Raw genomic sequence first — 17363 nt, 5'->3', positions numbered from 1 at the left:
TTGGCAGCCCTGTTGGGGCTTGCCTTGCTGCCGATCGGCATCATTGCGATGGTCCAGACCTACCGCGTCATCGACGAGGCCGACCGAAACGCGGAAGCGGCGCTTGTCGCGGCTACGCTGACCGCTGCAACCGTCGAACGCGAAAGTATCCTGCGCGTTCGGGGGGCAGCACAGATTGCGGCCCGCACGTTCCCCGGCCTTCTGGACGACCCCGAAGAATGTTCGGCCCGCGCCGCCTCTTTTGTGAACGAAGTGGCCAACGTCACCTTCGCCGGCGTTGTCTCGATGGAGGGGATCGCCATCTGTGGCTCAGACGGCATCGGAACCGACCTGAGCGGCTCGACCATCTATCAGGAATTCATCGATGATCCCCGCCCGCACGTGAACGCCGTGACCGGTGGTATCTCGCGCCGCAGCGTGGTCGTCGTATCCGAACCTTACCGGGTGGACGGGGAAATCGCGGGCTATGTTGCCCTGTCGATTCCGCAAAACACACTAGAAGTCAATCGCCGGGAAGGAGAGCTGGATCCTCTGTTCGCCACGTCTTTCACGGCAGACGGCAAGATCCTTTGGACTGCCGAGAGCGAAGACAACCTTAGCGACGAGCTTCCGCCAGAAAGCCGTATGATCGGACTTGGAAGTGAAGAGCCGATCAGCTTCCGCGATACCTCTCAGGGGGGCGCGAACCGCTTCTACACCATTGCGCCACTGCTGCCCGGAGAGCTTTACGCGCTGGCGGTCTGGCCGCCGTCCGCCGTACGCACAGCCGGGCTGACGGCAGCCAGCGCGATCCTTTTTCCGCTACTCATGTGGATGGTGTCGATCGGCGTCGCTTATTTCGCTGTGCACCGCCTGGTGGTTCGCCACATCCGCTACCTGCGTCTGCGCATCCGCGCCTTTACTGCCAATCGCCGCATCATGCCGCCGCGCTACGGATCTGACACGCCTTCGGACCTGCGAGAGGTGATCGAGGCATTCCACCAGATGACCGAACGCATCGTGCGCGACGAGGCCGATCTGGAGAACTCGATCCATGAAAAAGACGTGCTGCTGAAAGAGGTCCACCACCGGGTAAAGAACAACCTGCAGCTAATCGCGTCGATGATGAACATGCAGTTGCGCAAGGCAACAGAGGCCGAAACGCGCTTCATCCTGCGTCGCCTGCAGGACCGTGTGCTGGGTTTGGCAACGATCCACCGCAATCTCTATCAGGCCAGCGTGCTCAGCCGTGTGGACTCGGCCCATCTGATCCGCGAGCTGGTGGATCAAACTGTGAAAAACTCGGACGCCGCCGATCAGGGAGTATCCATCAGCATCGGGGTGGATGACGTGGCGCTCTACCCCGATCAAGCTGTGCCGCTCTCGTTGTTGGTGACGGAAACGGTGACGAATGCGTTGAAATACGTCGGCCGCCCGCCCAATGGCACACCATGGATTGAGCTGACTTTGCGCGAATTGGCCGAAAACTCTGTCGAGTTGCGGGTCGCCAATTCCACCGGCCCTTACGTCAACGACGAAGCACAGGTGTCCACGGGGCTGGGTCAGCAGCTGATGGCAGCCTTCGCGATGCAACTGGATGCGGATACGAGCATTGAGGATGAGGACGACGCATATATCGTAACAGTCGCCTTCAACCCCAGCGAGTTCGCCCAAGAATCATGACAGCCAGTGAAAAGCCTCAACTACTGATCACCGCCGAAGAGGCGTGGCCCGCGTTCGAGCGCGCCATGCTGGCGGCAGAGCGACGCGTCGCTGCGGGATTTCGCGTGTTCGATCCCGAAACGAAGTTACGCTCGGAAGAGGGCTGCGCCGTGGGCGAAACGTGGGCCGATCTGCTGGTCCACGTCATCAACAAGGGCGTGCGCTTCGATCTGATCCTGTCTGATTTTGATCCCATCGTTGCGCCGGACATGCATCAGCTGACGTGGGCCACCATGCGCCATTTCGATGCGATCCGTGACCGCTTGGATGATGAGACGTTGCTGAACGTCACCCCCGCGATGCACCCGGCGCAAGCCGGCCCGGTGGCGCGTGCCGCCCTTTGGCCCCGCGTCTGGTCAGAGCTTGGCGATGTGCGCGATTACCTGAACAAGCAGGACCCGGAGGAGCGAAAGCAGTCCTATGAGGACCTGCCCGGCACGCACCCCTGGCTACGCCTGAACGATGACGGCGAGGCAGAGACCTACAATATGCAGCCGCCCCCTCTGCATCCCGTGTCTCACCATCAGAAACTTGCGGTGTTCGACAGCCAGCATCTTTATATCGGCGGGCTGGACCTGAACCCCCGCCGCTACGACTCGCCCGTCCACCGCCGTGCCGCCGAGGAAACGTGGCACGATGTGCAGATGTGGGTGTCTGGCCCCGCCGCAGCGGTGGCCGAGGCGCACCTGGATGCAATGCTCGATGCCGTCGATGGGAAAGCAGAACCGCCCGAGGAAGCGCACGGCTTCTGCACGACCCTGTCCAAGCACCGCAACAACATCATTTCGATGGCTCCAGAGGTGTTGCGCAACTCGATCAAGGATCGCACACTAGAGCAAATCGGGCAGGCGAAATCCTCAATCTATTTCGAAACACAGTTCTTCCGCGATCGTGAGCTTGCCCGCGCCATCAGCGACCGGGGTCGTGAGGTCGATGATCTTGAGTTGCTGGTGATCCTGCCTGGCGCGCCAGAGGATGTCGCCTTCGAGAACCGCAAGAAAATCGACGTGAAATTCGGCGAGTTTCTGCAAGCCGAATGCATCGAAGAGATGCAGGACGCTTTCGGGGATCGCTGCTATTTCACCAGCCCCGCTCAACGCCGCGCCGCGTCCATCGGGCTTGCGAAAACCGAAGACCGTTCCAGCCTGCTGGGCGCACCGCTGATCTACGTTCATGCCAAAGTGTCGATTTTCGACCGTCGTTCGATCCTCGTCAGCTCTGCCAACTTGAACAGCCGCTCGCTGCACTGGGATACCGAAGCCGGTTTGCTACTGGATGATCCCGATTTCGCACAGGACTCGCTCAATCGCTCGCTGACCCACTGGATGTGCGACGCCGGCTTTGACCCCTCGGCACCCTTGGTGCCGCAGGTGCGCAAGCAGGCCGAACTGGACGCCATGCGCCAACCCGACAACCGCGACAGCTTCCTGCTGCCTTATGACGTGCGGGTCGCACGAGAGTTCGGGATGAACATTCCGGGCGCACCGCCGGAGCTTGTTTGATGCCAGAAATTGCCGATCTACCCGTGCCGAACCTGCACGACGGCACGCCCCGCCGCGTTGGTATAGAGATCGAATGCGGCGGCCTGGATGAGGACGCGGTAGCGCGGATCATCGCCGAAACTTTGGGTGGCACGGTCACGAAGACCGCCGATTACGAACGTCGGATCGACGACACAGAGATCGGGTCTGTCGAGGTCCTGCTGGATACCGCTTTGCGCGACACTGTGGATAGCCAGATGGCCCGGCGCGGCCTTGATCTGGGCCGCTCTGTCATCCCGGTGGAGTTCGTGACGGAACCGATCCTGCCCAGCCAGATCGCGCGGGTGGATGCCCTATGCGACGTGCTGGTGCAAAACGGCGCATACGGCACGCGCGACGGCATCCTTCTGGGCTTCGGCGTGCATCTGAACGTGGCCCTGCCCGGCACACAGGTGGACGATATCCTGCCCATGCTGACAGCCTTCGCCCTGACCGAGGATTGGTTGCGTGCCCGAATGGGCATCGACGCTTCGCGCCGCCTGCTGCCCTTCGTGGACACCTATCCGACCGAGCTTCTGGACCGCCTGTGCGACCCGGAAACGGACTGGACGCTGGAAAGGATCAAGTCGGCCTATCTGGAAACCGCTCCCAGCCGAAATCACGCGCTGGATGCCTTGCCGATCCTGAAACATCTGGACGAAGGCGCGGTGGTCGCAGCCGTCCCGCAGATGGAACACAAATCGGGCCGCCCCGCGTGGCACTACCGCCTGCCCGATTGCCGGTTGGACGAAGACGACTGGTCCGTCGCGTTGGAATGGAACCGCTGGTGCGCCGTCGAAGGCGTCGCGGCGGACAGCGACTTGCTTGACGACCTCAAGCAATGCTGGCGTGCCTATCGCGATCGTCTTGTTCCGATCCCCGGTCGCTGGGCCGCCACTTCCGCCGAAATTCTGGACGACGCGGTGACGCTTCCATGAAGCCTGTCATCGGCGTGACCACATCCGCCCGCTCAGGCTGGCGCATCTTTCCGCTTGTGGCGTTCAACGTCTGGCTGGCCGGGGGCCGCGCTGTGCGCTGGGTTGCAGGGCAACCGTCCGATGTGTCGGGCGTGGATGGCATCATCATCGGCGGTGGCGACGATATTTCCCCGGACCTTTACGGCGGACAGATCATTACCTCGTCCCGGCTTGATCCCGCGCGAGACAAGATGGAGACCTGTCTGGTCGAAGAAGCGATGCAGCAGGGCAAGCCGGTTCTCGGCATTTGTCGCGGCTCTCAGATGCTGAACATCGCGCTGGGCGGGCGGTTGGATCAGGACGCCTATGGCACCTACGACAAGTCAGAACGGGTCTGGACGATCCTGCCGAAGAAGGTGGTCGAGATTGTGCCGGACACGCGACTGGCCGCCCATACCGACACCGTGCCGATGAAGGTGAACGCGCTGCACAGCCAAGCCGTATCAACGCTGGGACGGGGTTTGCGCGTGGCCGCACGCGACACCGGCGGCATGATCCAAGCCATTGAGCGGACGGAGGAACCTTTCGCGCTTGGCGTGCAGTGGCATCCCGAACACCTGTTCTATGCCCGCCGCCAGCGCGCGATTTTCCGGGCGCTGGTTTCCGCGGCGCGCGCCTCTGCCGAGCAGACGGCACAATTGCCGCAGGTGGACGAAGGCGCGCCAGCCTGAAGCGTCAGTCGAAGACGAAATACCCCTGATCGGCCCGGTGACGCGCACGGTCGATACGCATCTCAACCGGATCATCCTTGCCAACGATCAGCGCCACGATCTGTAGATCATCGCTTAGCAGCAGATCAGTCACCTCCCCGATCCGGCCATTCGGCCCGAACGCATCCGGCCCGACCAGATCGCTGGACCGTTCCAGCCCTGCCAGACGGCCATGTTCATCTTGTCCAACGATGTCTTGCTGATTTTCTGGCACGCCCGGCATCGCGCGCTCGGTTGAAGTGGCCATCCCTGCCGCCATCATCATCGGCGAGAATGTGTAGCCGAACGGCCCCGTGACCAAAGGCGGCAAGCCTATCGCGCTATCCGTATGCTCCCATTCAGGCGCATTCTTCAGATCATCCTCTGAGATGCGCAGCGGCCATGTCTCGTCGCCCGGCGCATCGAAACGGTCGATGGCCACCAGCACCTCGTGCCGCGACAGCCATGATCCGGCATCAACTGCGACTTGCCGTAATTCCAATGTCTGCCTGTCATGGAAGACAGCGCGGACGGGCAATTTGGAATCGCCAGTCGTCGCCGTCAGGTTCAAAAGATCGCTTAATCGTCTGGTCATTGTGTGCGTCCCCCTTTGAGAACCAATGGTCCGCTGCGCACGCGGTTCCAACCGACTGGAACAAACCGTCGCAGCTTGCATTGATCCTTCGAATTCATGCGCTCGCAAGGAGGACCAAACCATGGTCAAAGCAGTAGACACTAACGTTCCGCACGCCGCACAGACCGGCGCTGGGAACACAAGCACCGAGGACCTGCAACGCCAGGTCGAGATGCTGAAGTCGGATATTTCGAAACTGACCGAGTCGCTCGGCGACTACGGCCGCACGAAGGGTCGTGAAGCACAGGCTGAAGCCCGCCGTCGTGCCGACGAATTGCGTAGCGAAGCGCAGGCGAAGTATGACGATGTAGAAAGCTACGTACGTGAGAATCCGGCGCAGGCGTTGGGCATCGCGGCAGGCATCGGCCTGCTGATCGGCATGTTGTCGCGTCGCTGATCCATGTTCGGACCGCAACTCGCCGCCTTCCGCTATTCTGCAAAAGCCGTCGCCCATCGCACCAAATGGGGTGCGATCGGTGGCGTTCTGTGCGTGATCGGGTTGGTTTTCCTGTCCGTCGCTGCTTGGATCTACTTTGAAGAGCAGTACGGCGCACTTCCGACAGCTTTGGGCGCTGCGGGCATCTTCATCGTGCTTGGCTTCTTCGCGCTGCTATGGGCGAAGCGGCCTCCACGCGTGGTGTCCAAAGAGGCTGCGGCGCAGCTTCAGAACCCGATGAACCAGCCTGCGTTAAGCGCAGCGTCGCTCGTCAACGCGCTGATCATGGGAATTGCCGCCGGTCGCGCCGTGCGGCGTAAGGACTAAGCACAGTCTCCTTCCCGCCGTGGGACGGGCAGGAGCGCAGATTCCTCTTGCCTTCCCAGCCCATAACACTGTTTCTATGAACAATAACAAAAGCGTCGCCTGCATTGTGGTCCCGTGACCATGGGCGACGCATGTTCGTTCACGGTGCGCCGACCCGGCGCATAAGGGGGAGGGTCAACAAATGTCGACCAAGTGTCGCAACTGCCCTCTCCGGCAGCTGGAAATCTTTGATGAGATGTCCGAGGACGAACTGTCCTTCATGGAGTCCTTCAAGCGCGACGAGCTATCCATCGGACCGGGAACGCCAATCCTCATGGAAAACGCGCGATCTGCGCAGATGTTTACCGTGCTCGAAGGTCTGGCGATCCGGTTCAAGACGCTGGACGATGGCCGTCGCCAGATCATCAACTTCGTCATGCCGGGCGACTTCATCGGTTTGCAAGCGGCCGTGGCCGACGAGATGGGGCATAGCGTCGAAGCTGTTACCGACATGACGCTCTGCGTCTTCGAGCGTGCGGAATTGTTCTCGATCTTCCAGAACCACCCGTCGCGCGCATACGACATCACCTGGCTCGGCGCGACGGAGGAACATTTCCTTGGCGAAGCGCTAACGAGTATTGGGCAGCGCTCGGCCATCGAGAGGATCGCTTGGGGCCTGCTGAATATCTGGATGCGTGCGATTCAGCTTGATTTGTTGCAGGACGGCGAACTGCTGTTTCCGTTCCGTCAGCAGGATCTGGCGGACACGCTTGGGCTGTCCTTAGTGCATACGAACAAGACCCTCGCCAAGCTGCGCGAGCGCGGCCTTCTGTCGTGGAGCAGCAACCGGCTGGCGCTGCATGATGTGCCTGCGTTGGAAAAGCTGGCAGTCGTCAGCATCGAAGACTTCAAGCGGCACCGCCCGCTTATGTAATCCCCCCTAGTCGGAAATGTAGGTGTCCGCAGCGGACGCGCGGCGCTGGCCCATGGGTCTTTCATCACCAACTGTGGTGTCGACGCGCACCCGCCGTTCGAGTTCCGCGTTCAGCGACGCCCCCAGCAAGATCGAGAACGACGACAGGTAGAACCACATCAGCAACGCGATCACGGCACCTAACGCACCGTAGACTTCGTTATAGTTGCCGAAATTGGTCAGGTAGTAGCTGAAGCCGTAGGAAATAGCGCCCCAGATCACAACGGCGACCAACGCACCGGGCGTCAGCCAAGCAACACGCGCTTTGCGGCGGTTCGGTCCATAGCGATACAGCACACCGATCCCTATGATCAGCACACCCAGCGCCACGACCCAGCGGACACTTGCGATCATCAGCGTGGTGATCGGGCCAAGCGGCAGAACCGCCAGCACGATTGGCAGGATGACGACCGACAGCAACGCCACCAGCGCGACGCCGATAAGCAGGAACGTCACGCCGAACGCGGCCGCAAGCTGGCGGACGCCGACGCGGTTCTTCTCGCGGTAGATGGCGTTGAGACCCCGGATCAAAGCCGCGACACCCGCCCGCGACGACCATAGCGCGAAGCTAAGCGAGATCAGAGTGGTCCAGCCGACCGTAGACGAATTGGCGGTGACAAGAGACGTCAGTTGTTGGTCCAAGATGACGTAGGCATCCGCGGGAACCAGAGACCGGATGGTGTTCAATTGCTCGTAGACCGCTGCTGGATCAGCAAAGAAGCCCCAGATCGCGATGATCGCAGCCAAGGTAGGGAAGATCGCCAACATGCCGTAGAACGCGATTCCGGCAGAGATCAGCCCGATGTTGCTGTCATTCAGGTCGAGGAAAACGGCCTTGCCCGCCTGCCACCACGTGCGCCACGTCACACCGGATCGGCGCAACGTGGACTTCGCGGGACGCGCGGTGGCGGCATCTTGATCTGTCGCAATTTCGCTCATGCACATTGATATAGGCGTCTGACCGCCGATCCACATGCACCCCGTGCACGCGGGCCGCGAATGTCTCTTCATGGCCACATCAAATGTGTCACGACCGCCCGACGTGACGGGATGTCGCACATCTGTTGGCAGCGGACGCGCAAGCGGTTAGTCTGATGATACCCTGCGCCGGGGCTTTGCGGCGCGACGCACAAGGAGGACAATGTCCTGTCTCTTGCAGAGATCGCAGCCCATGACGGGCCTGCTCCCCGGTCGGCGCCTGTGATGGCGACCACCGACACCATGGCCCAAAGCAACGCGCTTCTGGCCGAAATCCTCAATTCACTCGACGACGACAAGGCTGAAGACGTCGTGCAGATCGATCTACGCGGCAAATCAGAGGTCGCCGATCACATGATCGTGGCATCCGGCCGTTCGACCCGTCAGGTCGTGTCCATCGCCGACAAGCTGGTCGAGCGTCTGAAGCAAAAGCACGGCGTTCTGTCCAAAGTCGAAGGCAAAGATGCCGGCGACTGGGTGCTGATCGACGCGGGCGACGTGATCGTCCACGTGTTCCGCCCCGAAGTGCGCGAGTTCTACCAGCTTGAAAAGATGTGGCTTAGCCCCGAACAGGCCGCCGCGCGCTTCTAGATGCGTGTTCGCATATGCGCCGTGGGCCGGTTACGCACCGGCCCCGAGCGCACCCTGATCGACGATTACGTCACCCGGTTCGACCGGACCGGGCGCGCGTTGTCGCTTGGCCCGCTGACCGAGTCAGAGGTCGAGACCCGGAAGACCAGCGGCATGGATGCCGAGGCCGAAGCGCTTGCACGCGCGATCCCCGACGGGGCCGTTCTTGTCACGCTGGACGAACGGGGCAAGCCGCTGACCTCTCCTGACCTTGCACAATTGCTCGCGCGCTACCGCGACGCGGGACGTCCGGAGATCGCCTTCGTCATCGGCGGTGCGGATGGGATCGCGCCCGACCTGCGCGCGCGCGCCGATATGTCCATCAGCTTTGGCAAGATGGTCTGGCCGCACATGCTGGTCCGCGTCATGCTGGCCGAACAGATCTACCGTGCCGCGTCGATATTGGCGGGAAGCCCCTATCACCGTGTCTGACGGGTTTGCCATGGCGGGCGATGCGGTTAGTGTCCGCCCAAAGCAGCCCAAGGTTTACCGATGCGCACCCCTAAACCCGTCGTTCTATGTATCCTCGATGGCTGGGGCGACCGCGACACGCGTGACAACAACGCCCCCGCGTTGGCCAACACACCGAACTTCGACCGCATCCGCGCGGCGGGTCCGTCGTCGCAGCTTGTAACCTTCGGCCCTGATGTGGGGCTGCCGAATGGGCAGATGGGCAATTCTGAAGTCGGTCACACCAACATCGGTGCGGGCCGTGTGGTCGCGATGGACCTTGGGCAGATCGACCTGGCCATCGAAGATGGGTCGTTCTTCGAAAACGGCGCGCTGCAAAGCTTCATATCGAACCTGAACGCCAGCGGCGGTGCGGCGCACCTGATGGGCGTTGTGTCCGATGGCGGGGTCCATGGGCATCTGGATCACATCGTTGCCGCCGCGAAGGCGATCCGTGACGCGGATATTCCGGTCGTCATCCACGCGATCACCGACGGACGCGACGTAGCCCCACAGTCCGCGCTGGGGTTTCTGGACGATCTTCTGGCCAAGCTGCCGGATGGCTGCTCCATCGCGACCGTGACGGGGCGCTACTACGCCATGGACCGCGATAATCGGTGGGAGCGGGTCGAAACCGCCTATCGCGCGATGGTGGACGGCACGGGCAAGGCGACGGCCCCGGACGCCAAGACCGCTGTTCAGCAGTCCTACGACAACGACAAGGTGGATGAGTTCATCCCCGCGACCGTCATCGACGACTACAAGGGAATGCACGACACCGACGGTATCTTCTGCCTCAACTTTCGCGCTGACCGGGCCCGCGAGATCCTCCGCGCGATGGGCCAGCCGGGGTTCGCCGAATTCGATGTCTCGGGCCGCCCCGACTTCAACGCGCGGCTGGGGATGGTCGAATACTCTGACGACCACGCCGACTGGTTCTCTGCCGTCTTCCCCAAGCGCAAGCTGGTGAACACGCTGGGCGAATGGGTGGCCAAGCATGGTCTGCGACAGTTCCGCGTGGCTGAGACAGAGAAGTATCCGCACGTCACGTTCTTTCTGAACGGCGGTCGCGAAACGCCGGAAGAGGGTGAAGACCGCAAGATGCCGAAGTCTCCGAAGGTCGCCACCTATGACATGCAGCCAGCGATGAGCGCGGGCGAAGTGACGGACCATTTCGTGAAGGCTATCGAGAGCGGTTACGATCTGATCGTCTGCAACTACGCCAACCCAGACATGGTGGGCCACACCGGCGATCTGGATGCTGCCATCGCCGCTTGTGAGGCTGTGGATCAGGGGCTCGGCCGGGTGCTGGCGGCGCTGGAAAAGGCGGGCGGCGCGATGATCGTGACCGCCGACCATGGCAATTGCGAAACCATGGTCGATCCCGAAACGGGCGGGCCGCATACCTCGCACACGACGAACCTTGTGCCCTGCATCCTTGTGGGTGGGCCTGATGGCGCGCCCTTGGCGAACGGCAAGCTGGGTGATCTGGCGCCGACACTTCTGGAACTGATGGGCCTGCCGAAGCCGGACGAGATGACCGGCGAAAGCCTGATCCGTCGATGATCCGGGCCACCGTTCTGACCCTTGCGCTGGCGCTGCCCGCCCACGCCCAGACCGATCCGGCGGCGATGGCCGAAAATGCCGCAGGGCAGTTGCGTGTGGCCGCCGCCGGGCTGAACGTGGCCGATAATGGCTACGGGCGGATTGCTGCACTGACGAAGGTGATCCGCGCCTATGAGGACGGATTGGCCGCCATGCGCGCCAGCCTGCGCGCCGCGCGTGACCGCGAGTCCCAAGTGACCGAACGACTGGCGACAGACACGGCGCAGGTGGGCGCTGTTCTGAACGCTCTGACCGCCATGGGACAGGCACCCGAGGCGATGCTGCTGTTACATCCCTCTGGCCCCACGGCCACCGCGCGCGCCGGGATGCTGATGCGCGACGTCACGCCCGCGATGCTGTCGCGCGTGGAAGACCTGCGCCGCGATCTGCAAGAGGTTTCGACCATGCGAGGCCTGCAGGACAGTGCCCTGGTCGATCTGGAGCAAGGTCTTTCGGAGTGGCAAGACGCCCGCGCGCGCCTTGCTGCCGCGATCGAGGCACGCTCGGACCTGCCGCGCCGCGCGACCGAAGATCCCGCCACGATGGAGCGTCTGGCCGCCAACGCGCAGACGCTATCGGACTTCGCGCAAAGCCTATCGACCCTGCCGCCCGATGCGCTGGCCGACAGCCTGCCCGCCTTTGCCGAGGCCCGCGGCCAGCTTGGCCTGCCGGTACCCGGTCGCTTGGCCCGTGCCTATCAGGAAACCGACGCCGCCGGTATCGCGCGGCCCGGATGGGTGATCGACACAGCCCCCGGCACGCTGGTCACGACGCCATGGGCGGGAACGATCCGCTACCTTGGGCCGCTGTTGGACTACAAGAATGTGATGATACTAGAGCCTGAACCGGGGTATCTGATGGTGTTCGCCGGGATGGCGGATGTTTATGGTGCGACCGGAGAAGTCCTGCCCGCCGGTGCCCCCATCGGTATCATGGGCGGTTCGGTGGATGCGGAAATGGCGGGGTTCCAACCCGACGGGGCCGAAACAGGCGGTCAGAGACTATATGTAGAGATACGGCACGACCGGTCGCCGCAGGACCCTGCGGAATGGTTCGTGCTCGATCAAGGATGAGGCGCGAGAGATGAAGAAATTTGCGATGGCCGCGATCGGCGGAACACTGGCGGGCGCGGTCCTGACGACGCAGGTGGCAGGGCCGCTGATTGCGCAGGAAAACGCGAACAATACCAGCGTGTACGAACAGCTTGACCTGTTCGGCGACATCTTCGAGCGCATCCGCGCGCAATATGTCGAAGAGGTCGAGGAAGAGGATCTGATCGAGGCCGCCATCAACGGCATGCTCACATCCCTTGATCCGCACTCGTCCTACCTGTCGCCCACCGATGCCGACCGTATGCGCGACCAGACGCGCGGCGAGTTCGGCGGTCTGGGCATCGAGGTGACGCAGGAAGACGGCTTCGTGAAGGTCGTGTCGCCCATGGATGGCACCCCGGCGGACGAGGCCGGAATGCAGGCGGGCGACTTCATCACCCACGTGGACGGCGAGGGCTTGCTTGGACTTACGCTGGACGACGCCATCGAACTGATGCGCGGGCCGGTGGGATCGGAAATCGTCATCACCGTCGTTCGCGAAGGCGCGGATGAGCCGTTCGACGTGTCGATCATCCGCGACACCATCGAACTGACCGCCGTCCGCGGACGGCTGGAGGGCGACACAGTCGTCCTGCGGGTCATCACCTTCTCTGACCAGACCTACCCCAAGCTGGAGGAGACGCTGAACGATCTGGTCGAGGAAGCGGGCGGTATCGACGCCGTCAACGGCTTCGTGCTGGACCTGCGCAACAACCCCGGCGGTCTGCTGACACAGGCCATCCGGGTCAGCGATGCGTTCCTGGAGGAAGGCGAAATCGTCTCGACCCGTGGCCGCGATCAAGCCGACAGTGACCGCGTGAATGCGACTGCAGGCGACTTGGCCGAAGGCAAGCCGGTGGTCGTTCTGATCAACGGCGGATCGGCGTCAGCCTCCGAGATCGTCGCGGGCGCTTTGCAGGATCACCGCCGCGCCATCGTCGTCGGCACCAAGTCCTTCGGCAAAGGCTCTGTCCAGACGGTCATGCCCCTGCGCGGAGAGGGTGCGATGCGCCTGACCACGGCGCGCTACTACACGCCGTCGGGCCGCTCTATCCAGTCGCTGGGCGTGTCGCCCGACATCGTGGTCCAGCAGCCTCCGGTCGAGCAGGTCGAGGTGATGGAGGACGAAGAAGAGGACAATGCCCGCCGTCGCCGCTCTGAGGCCGATCTGCGCGGCGCGATTTCGAACGACAGCCTTTCGGAAGACGAGCAGCAGATCATCCGCGAAGAACAGGAGGCCGCAGAGCAAGCGGCCGAACTGCGGATAGAGGATTACCAGCTGGCTTATGCCATCGACATCCTCAAGGGATACATGGCGATTCGGTCCGAGCAATGACCCGCTATTCCCGCGAAGACCTGCCCTATCGCGACTGCGCCGGTGTCGTGCTGGTGAACGCCGACGGCAACGTATTCGCGGGGCAGCGTATCGACCACAACCAGGGCGCTTGGCAAATGCCGCAGGGCGGGATCGATCCGGGCGAAACCCCGCGCGACGCCGCCCTGCGCGAAATGACCGAGGAAACCGGCATTACGCCCGATCAGGTCACGGTCGAGGCCGAACTGGACGATTGGGTGTTCTATGACCTGCCCGACGATCTTCTGGGCCGTATCTGGAAGGGCAAATACCGCGGGCAACGTCAGAAATGGCTACTCTGCCGCTTCAACGGGCAGGACAGCGACGTGAACATCGCCACCGACCACCCGGAGTTCAACGCCTGGACCTGGATGGCACCCGACGAGTTGGTTCGCCAGATCGTCCCATTCAAACGCGATGTCTACGCGCAGGTTTTCAAAGAGTTCGAGGGTAAGTTATGATCCGGTCCGTCCTAGCCGCAGCTGCAATCAGTCTGGCCGCACAACCTGCACTGGCCCTGTCCTGCATCGTTCCAGACGTGGCACGCAGCACGCAGGCGGCGATGGACTCGTCAGAGACATATCGCATCGTGGTCGGCAAATTCGAGTTCGACACGCTGTCGCCGCCGTTCGACGGGACCACGCTCGGCGATGGCGAAGCCGCCAGCATCCCCGCGCAGTTCAACGGCTATGCGCTGACGTCGGACGGTTTCACCGATCCGACACGCGACAAGGTGATTCTGAACGTCACGTGCATGATGCAAAGCTGCGGCGGGATCGGATCGGGCGTAGAGACGCTCGCGTTCCTGCGTAGTGACGGCGCAGACCCAATCCTAGAGCTCGGCCCCTGTCCTCAATGGGCATTTCCAACGCCAACCGACGCGCAGAAACAGACTGTATTGGACTGCGTGACCGGCGACTGTCCGACGGACTAGGCTCGGGTGAACGCCGCCGCCAGCTCCACATGCGTGGACCAGCGGAATTGGTCCACGACCCGTATCCACTCCATTGCGAAGCCCGCCTCTGTCAGTACCTTCGCATCCCGCGCGAACGTCACCGGGTTGCAGGACACCGCTGCGACGCGGCCCAATTTAGAGGCCGCGATCTGGTGCATCTGCGCCTCGGACCCGGCACGTGGCGGATCGATGACAGCCGCATCGAAGCGTGATAGTTCGTCCGCCGTCAAAGGATCGCTAAAAAGATCGCGCGTTTCCGCCGTCAATGGGCGATGGCCGCGCCCCTTGCGCCACGCCGCCAACAGCGCGTCGGTCATCGCCTTGTCGCCCTCTGCCGCGTGAACCTGCGCGCGACGGGAGATCGGCAAAGCGAAGGTGCCACAGCCCGCGAACAGATCGACCACATGCCCTGCATCGCCAAGCGCGCGGCTGACGCAGGCAATCAGAGCGGATTCGCCATGCGGCGTCGCCTGCAGGAAGGCCCCCGGCGCGGGCACCATCGACACCCCCGCGACCGTCTGCGCCGGATCGACGGCGCGCAGCAGCGTGTCGCCATCCACCGTCAGCCGCGCGATCCCCGCCTCGGACACGATCCGCACCAGTTCGGTCGCAGTCTTCTGCGCAACCGCGCCCGCGCCGGTGATGGCGATATCTAAACCGTTCTTCGATGTGGTGACGGTCAGCGACATTTCCCCACCGCGCGGTGCAAGCCGCTCGGTCAAGTCACGCAGCAGCGGGAAGGCCGCGATGATGTCTGGATGCAGAACGCGGCAATCGGGCACCCCGACGATCTGGTCGGACCTGCGCCCGTGGAACCCAACAACAGCACCATCCTTGCCGCGCCGCCCCGACAATACCGCCCGTCTACGCGATTGCGGCGGCGAAGTCGCGATGCCCTTGATCGGCGCAGGCAGATCATGCGCGGCCAGCGCCTGCCGCACCACGTCAATCTTCCATCGGCCCACGAACGGGTCGCTCGCGTGCATCACCTGGCATCCGCCACACGTGCCATAGTGTGGACAGTCCGGGTGCACCCGATCCGCAGATGCGGAAACGACCGTTGGCGCGGCCATACGCCCGTCTTGCACGTCGCCCTCTACCACTTCGTCCGGCAGCGCCCCGGCAACATAAATCGGCCCGTCAGCGATGCCGTCACCACGATGGCCCAGTCGTTTGATCGTAACCTGCATCTATTCGGCAGCCTCGTCATAGCGCAGGAAGCCGCCTGACTGGCGCTTCCAATAGCGCGCGTAGATGCCGCCCATGGCCTGCAGCTCGGAGTGCGTCCCCTCTTCCACGATGCGTCCCTCTTCCAACACGACGATCCGGTCCATATGCGCAATCGTCGACAGGCGGTGCGCGATGGCCAGCACCGTCTTGCCCTCCATCACACGTTCCAAGGCGTCCTGGATCGAGGCTTCGACTTCGGAATCAAGGGCGCTCGTCGCCTCATCCAACACAAGGATCGGGGCGTCCTTCAGAATAGCGCGGGCCAGGGCAATACGCTGGCGTTGGCCACCCGACAGCTTGACGCCCCGCTCGCCCAGATGCGCGTCGTAGCCGGTGCGGCCCTTGAAGTCTTGAAGTTGCAGAATGAACTCATGCGCTTCCGCCTGCTTGGCGGCGGCGATCATGTCGTCTTCGGACGCCTCTGGGTTGCCATACAGGATATTTTCGCGCGCCGAACGATTGAACATTGCGGTTTCCTGCGTGACCATCCCGATACGGCGCCGCAGGCTTTCCTGCGTCACACCGCGCACGTCGGCTCCCGCCACCCGTACCGCGCCCTGTTCCACATCATACAAGCGCAGCAACAGCGCCACGAGCGTCGACTTGCCCGCGCCGGACGCACCCACGACTCCGACCTTCTCGCCCTCATGTAGGGTCAGCGACACATCCCGCAGGCCGCCTGTGCCGCGCCCGTAGGTGAAGGTCACATCATTCAACGCAACCTCACTGCCCTCGGGCAACTGGATCGCATCGGCAGCATCCGGCAAGGCATGGGGCGGCGTCAGGGTGTTCATCCCATCCTCGACCTCGCCCACGTTCGCGTACATCGCCATCAAGGTGAACGACACCCAGCCCGTCATCTGCGCGATACGGATCGAAATCGCGCCCGCAGCCGCGATGTCCCCGGCAGAGGCCGAGCCGCGCGACCACAGCCACAACGTGCCGCCGATCAACAGGACCGGCAGAACGCCTGCGACGGCCATCAGCGTAAAGCGGAAGCCTGCGGACAGAATGCCGTAGTCCACCACCTTTTCACGGAAGGTCGCGATGGAATCGAAGGCGGCGCGGTCCTCATAGTCGTCGTGGGCGAACAGCTTGACCGTCTTGATATTGGTGATCGTATCCACGACCTGCCCCGACACCATCGCCCGCGTCGCGGCCCGCGCTTTTGAGCGTTTGCGGATGCGTGGCATGAACCAGCGGATCAGGAACAGGTAGGCGACGGCCCAAAGCGCCAGGCCCAGCGCCATCCAGACGTTGATCGTCGTGAGCAACAGCGCCGATCCGACCAATGAGGCCAGCGCGAAGCACACCACGTTGATGAATTCGCTGGCGACATCGGTGATCGCGCGCGAGGTCTGCATCTGCTTTTGCGCGATGCGGCCCGCGAAGTCATCGTCGAAGAAGGTGACGGCCTGCCCCAGCGTGTAGCGGTGCAGGCGCATCAGGACCATCGGGTTCACATTTGGCGCAACCATGATCGAATTCGCGGCTGACGATAATCCGAACAGCAAAGGCCGCAGCAACAGGAAGAACGCGGCGGTGCCGACGATCAGCCAGAGGTTCGCGTCGAAGTAGGTTTCGACACCGGTGTCCACCGCCGAGTCGATGACCTTGCCCAGCAAAAGTGCCGTCACGACCTCTGCGGTGCCAGCCAATGCGGACAGGCCCCCGGCCACGGCCATCCAACGCCACGATCCCGCCAGTGCCCAGCGCATGAATGCACCCAGCGTCCGCGGCGGGGGACCGTCGGCGGGGCGGAAAGCGTCGATCAGAGAGGCGAGCCTGCGCATGAAGGGCGCTTTCTTCGGTCTGGGTGCGAAGGTTGTTAGAT

Annotated in this window: 18 protein-coding genes; 14 read left to right on the top strand and 4 right to left on the bottom strand. The window is 62.9% G+C overall.

The window, feature by feature from the left end; genetic code table 11:
* Genes FIU81_RS15760 through FIU81_RS15745 form a run of 4 tightly spaced genes read left to right on the top strand, consistent with a single transcriptional unit; the run spans position 1 to position 4869 of the window.
* Positions 1–1662, top strand: a complete 1662-nt coding sequence (locus FIU81_RS15760; protein ID WP_124110140.1) for a sensor histidine kinase — start codon at positions 1–3, stop codon at positions 1660–1662.
* The gene (locus FIU81_RS15755) at positions 1659–3203 is read left to right on the top strand and encodes a phospholipase D-like domain-containing protein (protein ID WP_124110141.1); all 1545 of its coding nucleotides are present in this window, start codon (positions 1659–1661) and stop codon (positions 3201–3203) included. Before FIU81_RS15760 ends, FIU81_RS15755 begins: the two co-directional genes overlap by 4 nt.
* Positions 3203–4159 carry an amidoligase family protein gene (locus FIU81_RS15750; protein ID WP_124110142.1) on the top strand — a complete coding sequence of 319 codons (957 nt, stop codon included), beginning with the start codon at positions 3203–3205 and terminating at the stop codon, positions 4157–4159. The genes FIU81_RS15755 and FIU81_RS15750 overlap by 1 nt, the downstream gene beginning before the upstream one ends.
* Positions 4156–4869: a gamma-glutamyl-gamma-aminobutyrate hydrolase family protein gene (locus FIU81_RS15745; RefSeq protein WP_124110143.1), complete on the top strand. Its 714-nt coding sequence runs from the start codon at positions 4156–4158 to the stop codon at positions 4867–4869. The genes FIU81_RS15750 and FIU81_RS15745 overlap by 4 nt, the downstream gene beginning before the upstream one ends.
* A gap of 4 nt (positions 4870–4873) precedes the next feature.
* On the opposite strand, the gene FIU81_RS15740 is transcribed toward FIU81_RS15745, so the two are convergent.
* On the bottom strand, positions 4874–5482 hold the full coding sequence (locus FIU81_RS15740; RefSeq protein WP_124110144.1) for a hypothetical protein: 609 nt from the start codon (positions 5480–5482) through the stop codon (positions 4874–4876).
* Positions 5483–5603: 121 nt separating this feature from the next.
* On the opposite strand from FIU81_RS15740, the gene FIU81_RS15735 reads away from it, so the two are divergent.
* From FIU81_RS15735 to FIU81_RS15725, 3 genes are all read left to right on the top strand, one after another.
* Positions 5604–5918, top strand: coding sequence for a DUF883 family protein (locus tag FIU81_RS15735; protein ID WP_172971498.1), 315 nt, complete (start codon positions 5604–5606; stop codon positions 5916–5918).
* Between the two features lie 3 nt (positions 5919–5921).
* The gene (locus FIU81_RS15730) at positions 5922–6284 is read left to right on the top strand and encodes a hypothetical protein (protein ID WP_124110146.1); all 363 of its coding nucleotides are present in this window, start codon (positions 5922–5924) and stop codon (positions 6282–6284) included.
* Positions 6285–6597: 313 nt separating this feature from the next.
* Positions 6598–7197 carry a Crp/Fnr family transcriptional regulator gene (locus FIU81_RS15725; RefSeq protein ID WP_413816240.1) on the top strand — a complete coding sequence of 200 codons (600 nt, stop codon included), beginning with the start codon at positions 6598–6600 and terminating at the stop codon, positions 7195–7197.
* Positions 7198–7203: 6 nt separating this feature from the next.
* Here the strand turns inward: FIU81_RS15725 and FIU81_RS15720 are convergent, their stop codons facing one another.
* Entirely contained in the window at positions 7204–8175 is a 972-nt protein-coding gene (locus tag FIU81_RS15720; protein WP_124110148.1) for a YihY/virulence factor BrkB family protein, read from the bottom strand.
* Positions 8176–8439: 264 nt separating this feature from the next.
* On the opposite strand from FIU81_RS15720, the gene rsfS reads away from it, so the two are divergent.
* Genes rsfS through FIU81_RS15685 form a run of 7 tightly spaced genes read left to right on the top strand, consistent with a single transcriptional unit; the run spans position 8440 to position 14278 of the window.
* A complete protein-coding gene (gene rsfS, locus FIU81_RS15715) occupies positions 8440–8805 on the top strand; it encodes a ribosome silencing factor (RefSeq protein ID WP_124110149.1) in 366 nt (121 codons plus the stop codon).
* Complete coding sequence (gene rlmH / locus FIU81_RS15710; RefSeq protein WP_124110150.1) at positions 8806–9276, top strand: 23S rRNA (pseudouridine(1915)-N(3))-methyltransferase RlmH; 471 nt, start codon at positions 8806–8808, stop codon at positions 9274–9276. It begins immediately after the preceding gene.
* A 60-nt stretch (positions 9277–9336) separates the two neighbouring features.
* Entirely contained in the window at positions 9337–10860 is a 1524-nt protein-coding gene (gpmI, locus tag FIU81_RS15705) for a 2,3-bisphosphoglycerate-independent phosphoglycerate mutase (protein WP_124110151.1), read from the top strand.
* Positions 10857–11972: a murein hydrolase activator EnvC family protein gene (locus tag FIU81_RS15700; RefSeq protein ID WP_124110152.1), complete on the top strand. Its 1116-nt coding sequence runs from the start codon at positions 10857–10859 to the stop codon at positions 11970–11972. Before gpmI ends, FIU81_RS15700 begins: the two co-directional genes overlap by 4 nt.
* 10 nt (positions 11973–11982) lie before the next feature.
* Positions 11983–13326 carry a S41 family peptidase gene (locus tag FIU81_RS15695; RefSeq protein ID WP_124110153.1) on the top strand — a complete coding sequence of 448 codons (1344 nt, stop codon included), beginning with the start codon at positions 11983–11985 and terminating at the stop codon, positions 13324–13326.
* A complete protein-coding gene (locus FIU81_RS15690) occupies positions 13323–13805 on the top strand; it encodes an RNA pyrophosphohydrolase (RefSeq protein ID WP_124110154.1) in 483 nt (160 codons plus the stop codon). The genes FIU81_RS15695 and FIU81_RS15690 overlap by 4 nt, the downstream gene beginning before the upstream one ends.
* Positions 13802–14278, top strand: coding sequence for a hypothetical protein (locus FIU81_RS15685; RefSeq protein ID WP_124110155.1), 477 nt, complete (start codon positions 13802–13804; stop codon positions 14276–14278). Before FIU81_RS15690 ends, FIU81_RS15685 begins: the two co-directional genes overlap by 4 nt.
* Here FIU81_RS15685 and FIU81_RS15680 read toward each other — a convergent pair.
* Both FIU81_RS15680 and FIU81_RS15675 read right to left on the bottom strand, forming a co-directional pair.
* Positions 14275–15489: a class I SAM-dependent RNA methyltransferase gene (locus FIU81_RS15680; RefSeq protein WP_124110156.1), complete on the bottom strand. Its 1215-nt coding sequence runs from the start codon at positions 15487–15489 to the stop codon at positions 14275–14277. The genes FIU81_RS15685 and FIU81_RS15680 overlap by 4 nt on opposite strands.
* A complete protein-coding gene (locus FIU81_RS15675; RefSeq protein WP_124110157.1) occupies positions 15490–17322 on the bottom strand; it encodes an ABC transporter ATP-binding protein in 1833 nt (610 codons plus the stop codon).
* Positions 17323–17363: the final 41 nt, after the last annotated feature.

The sequence above is a fragment of the Palleronia sp. THAF1 genome (assembly GCF_009363795.1).
Classification (GTDB): Bacteria; Pseudomonadota; Alphaproteobacteria; order Rhodobacterales; family Rhodobacteraceae; genus Palleronia.
This window is presented reverse-complemented; position numbering and strand designations above follow the sequence as displayed.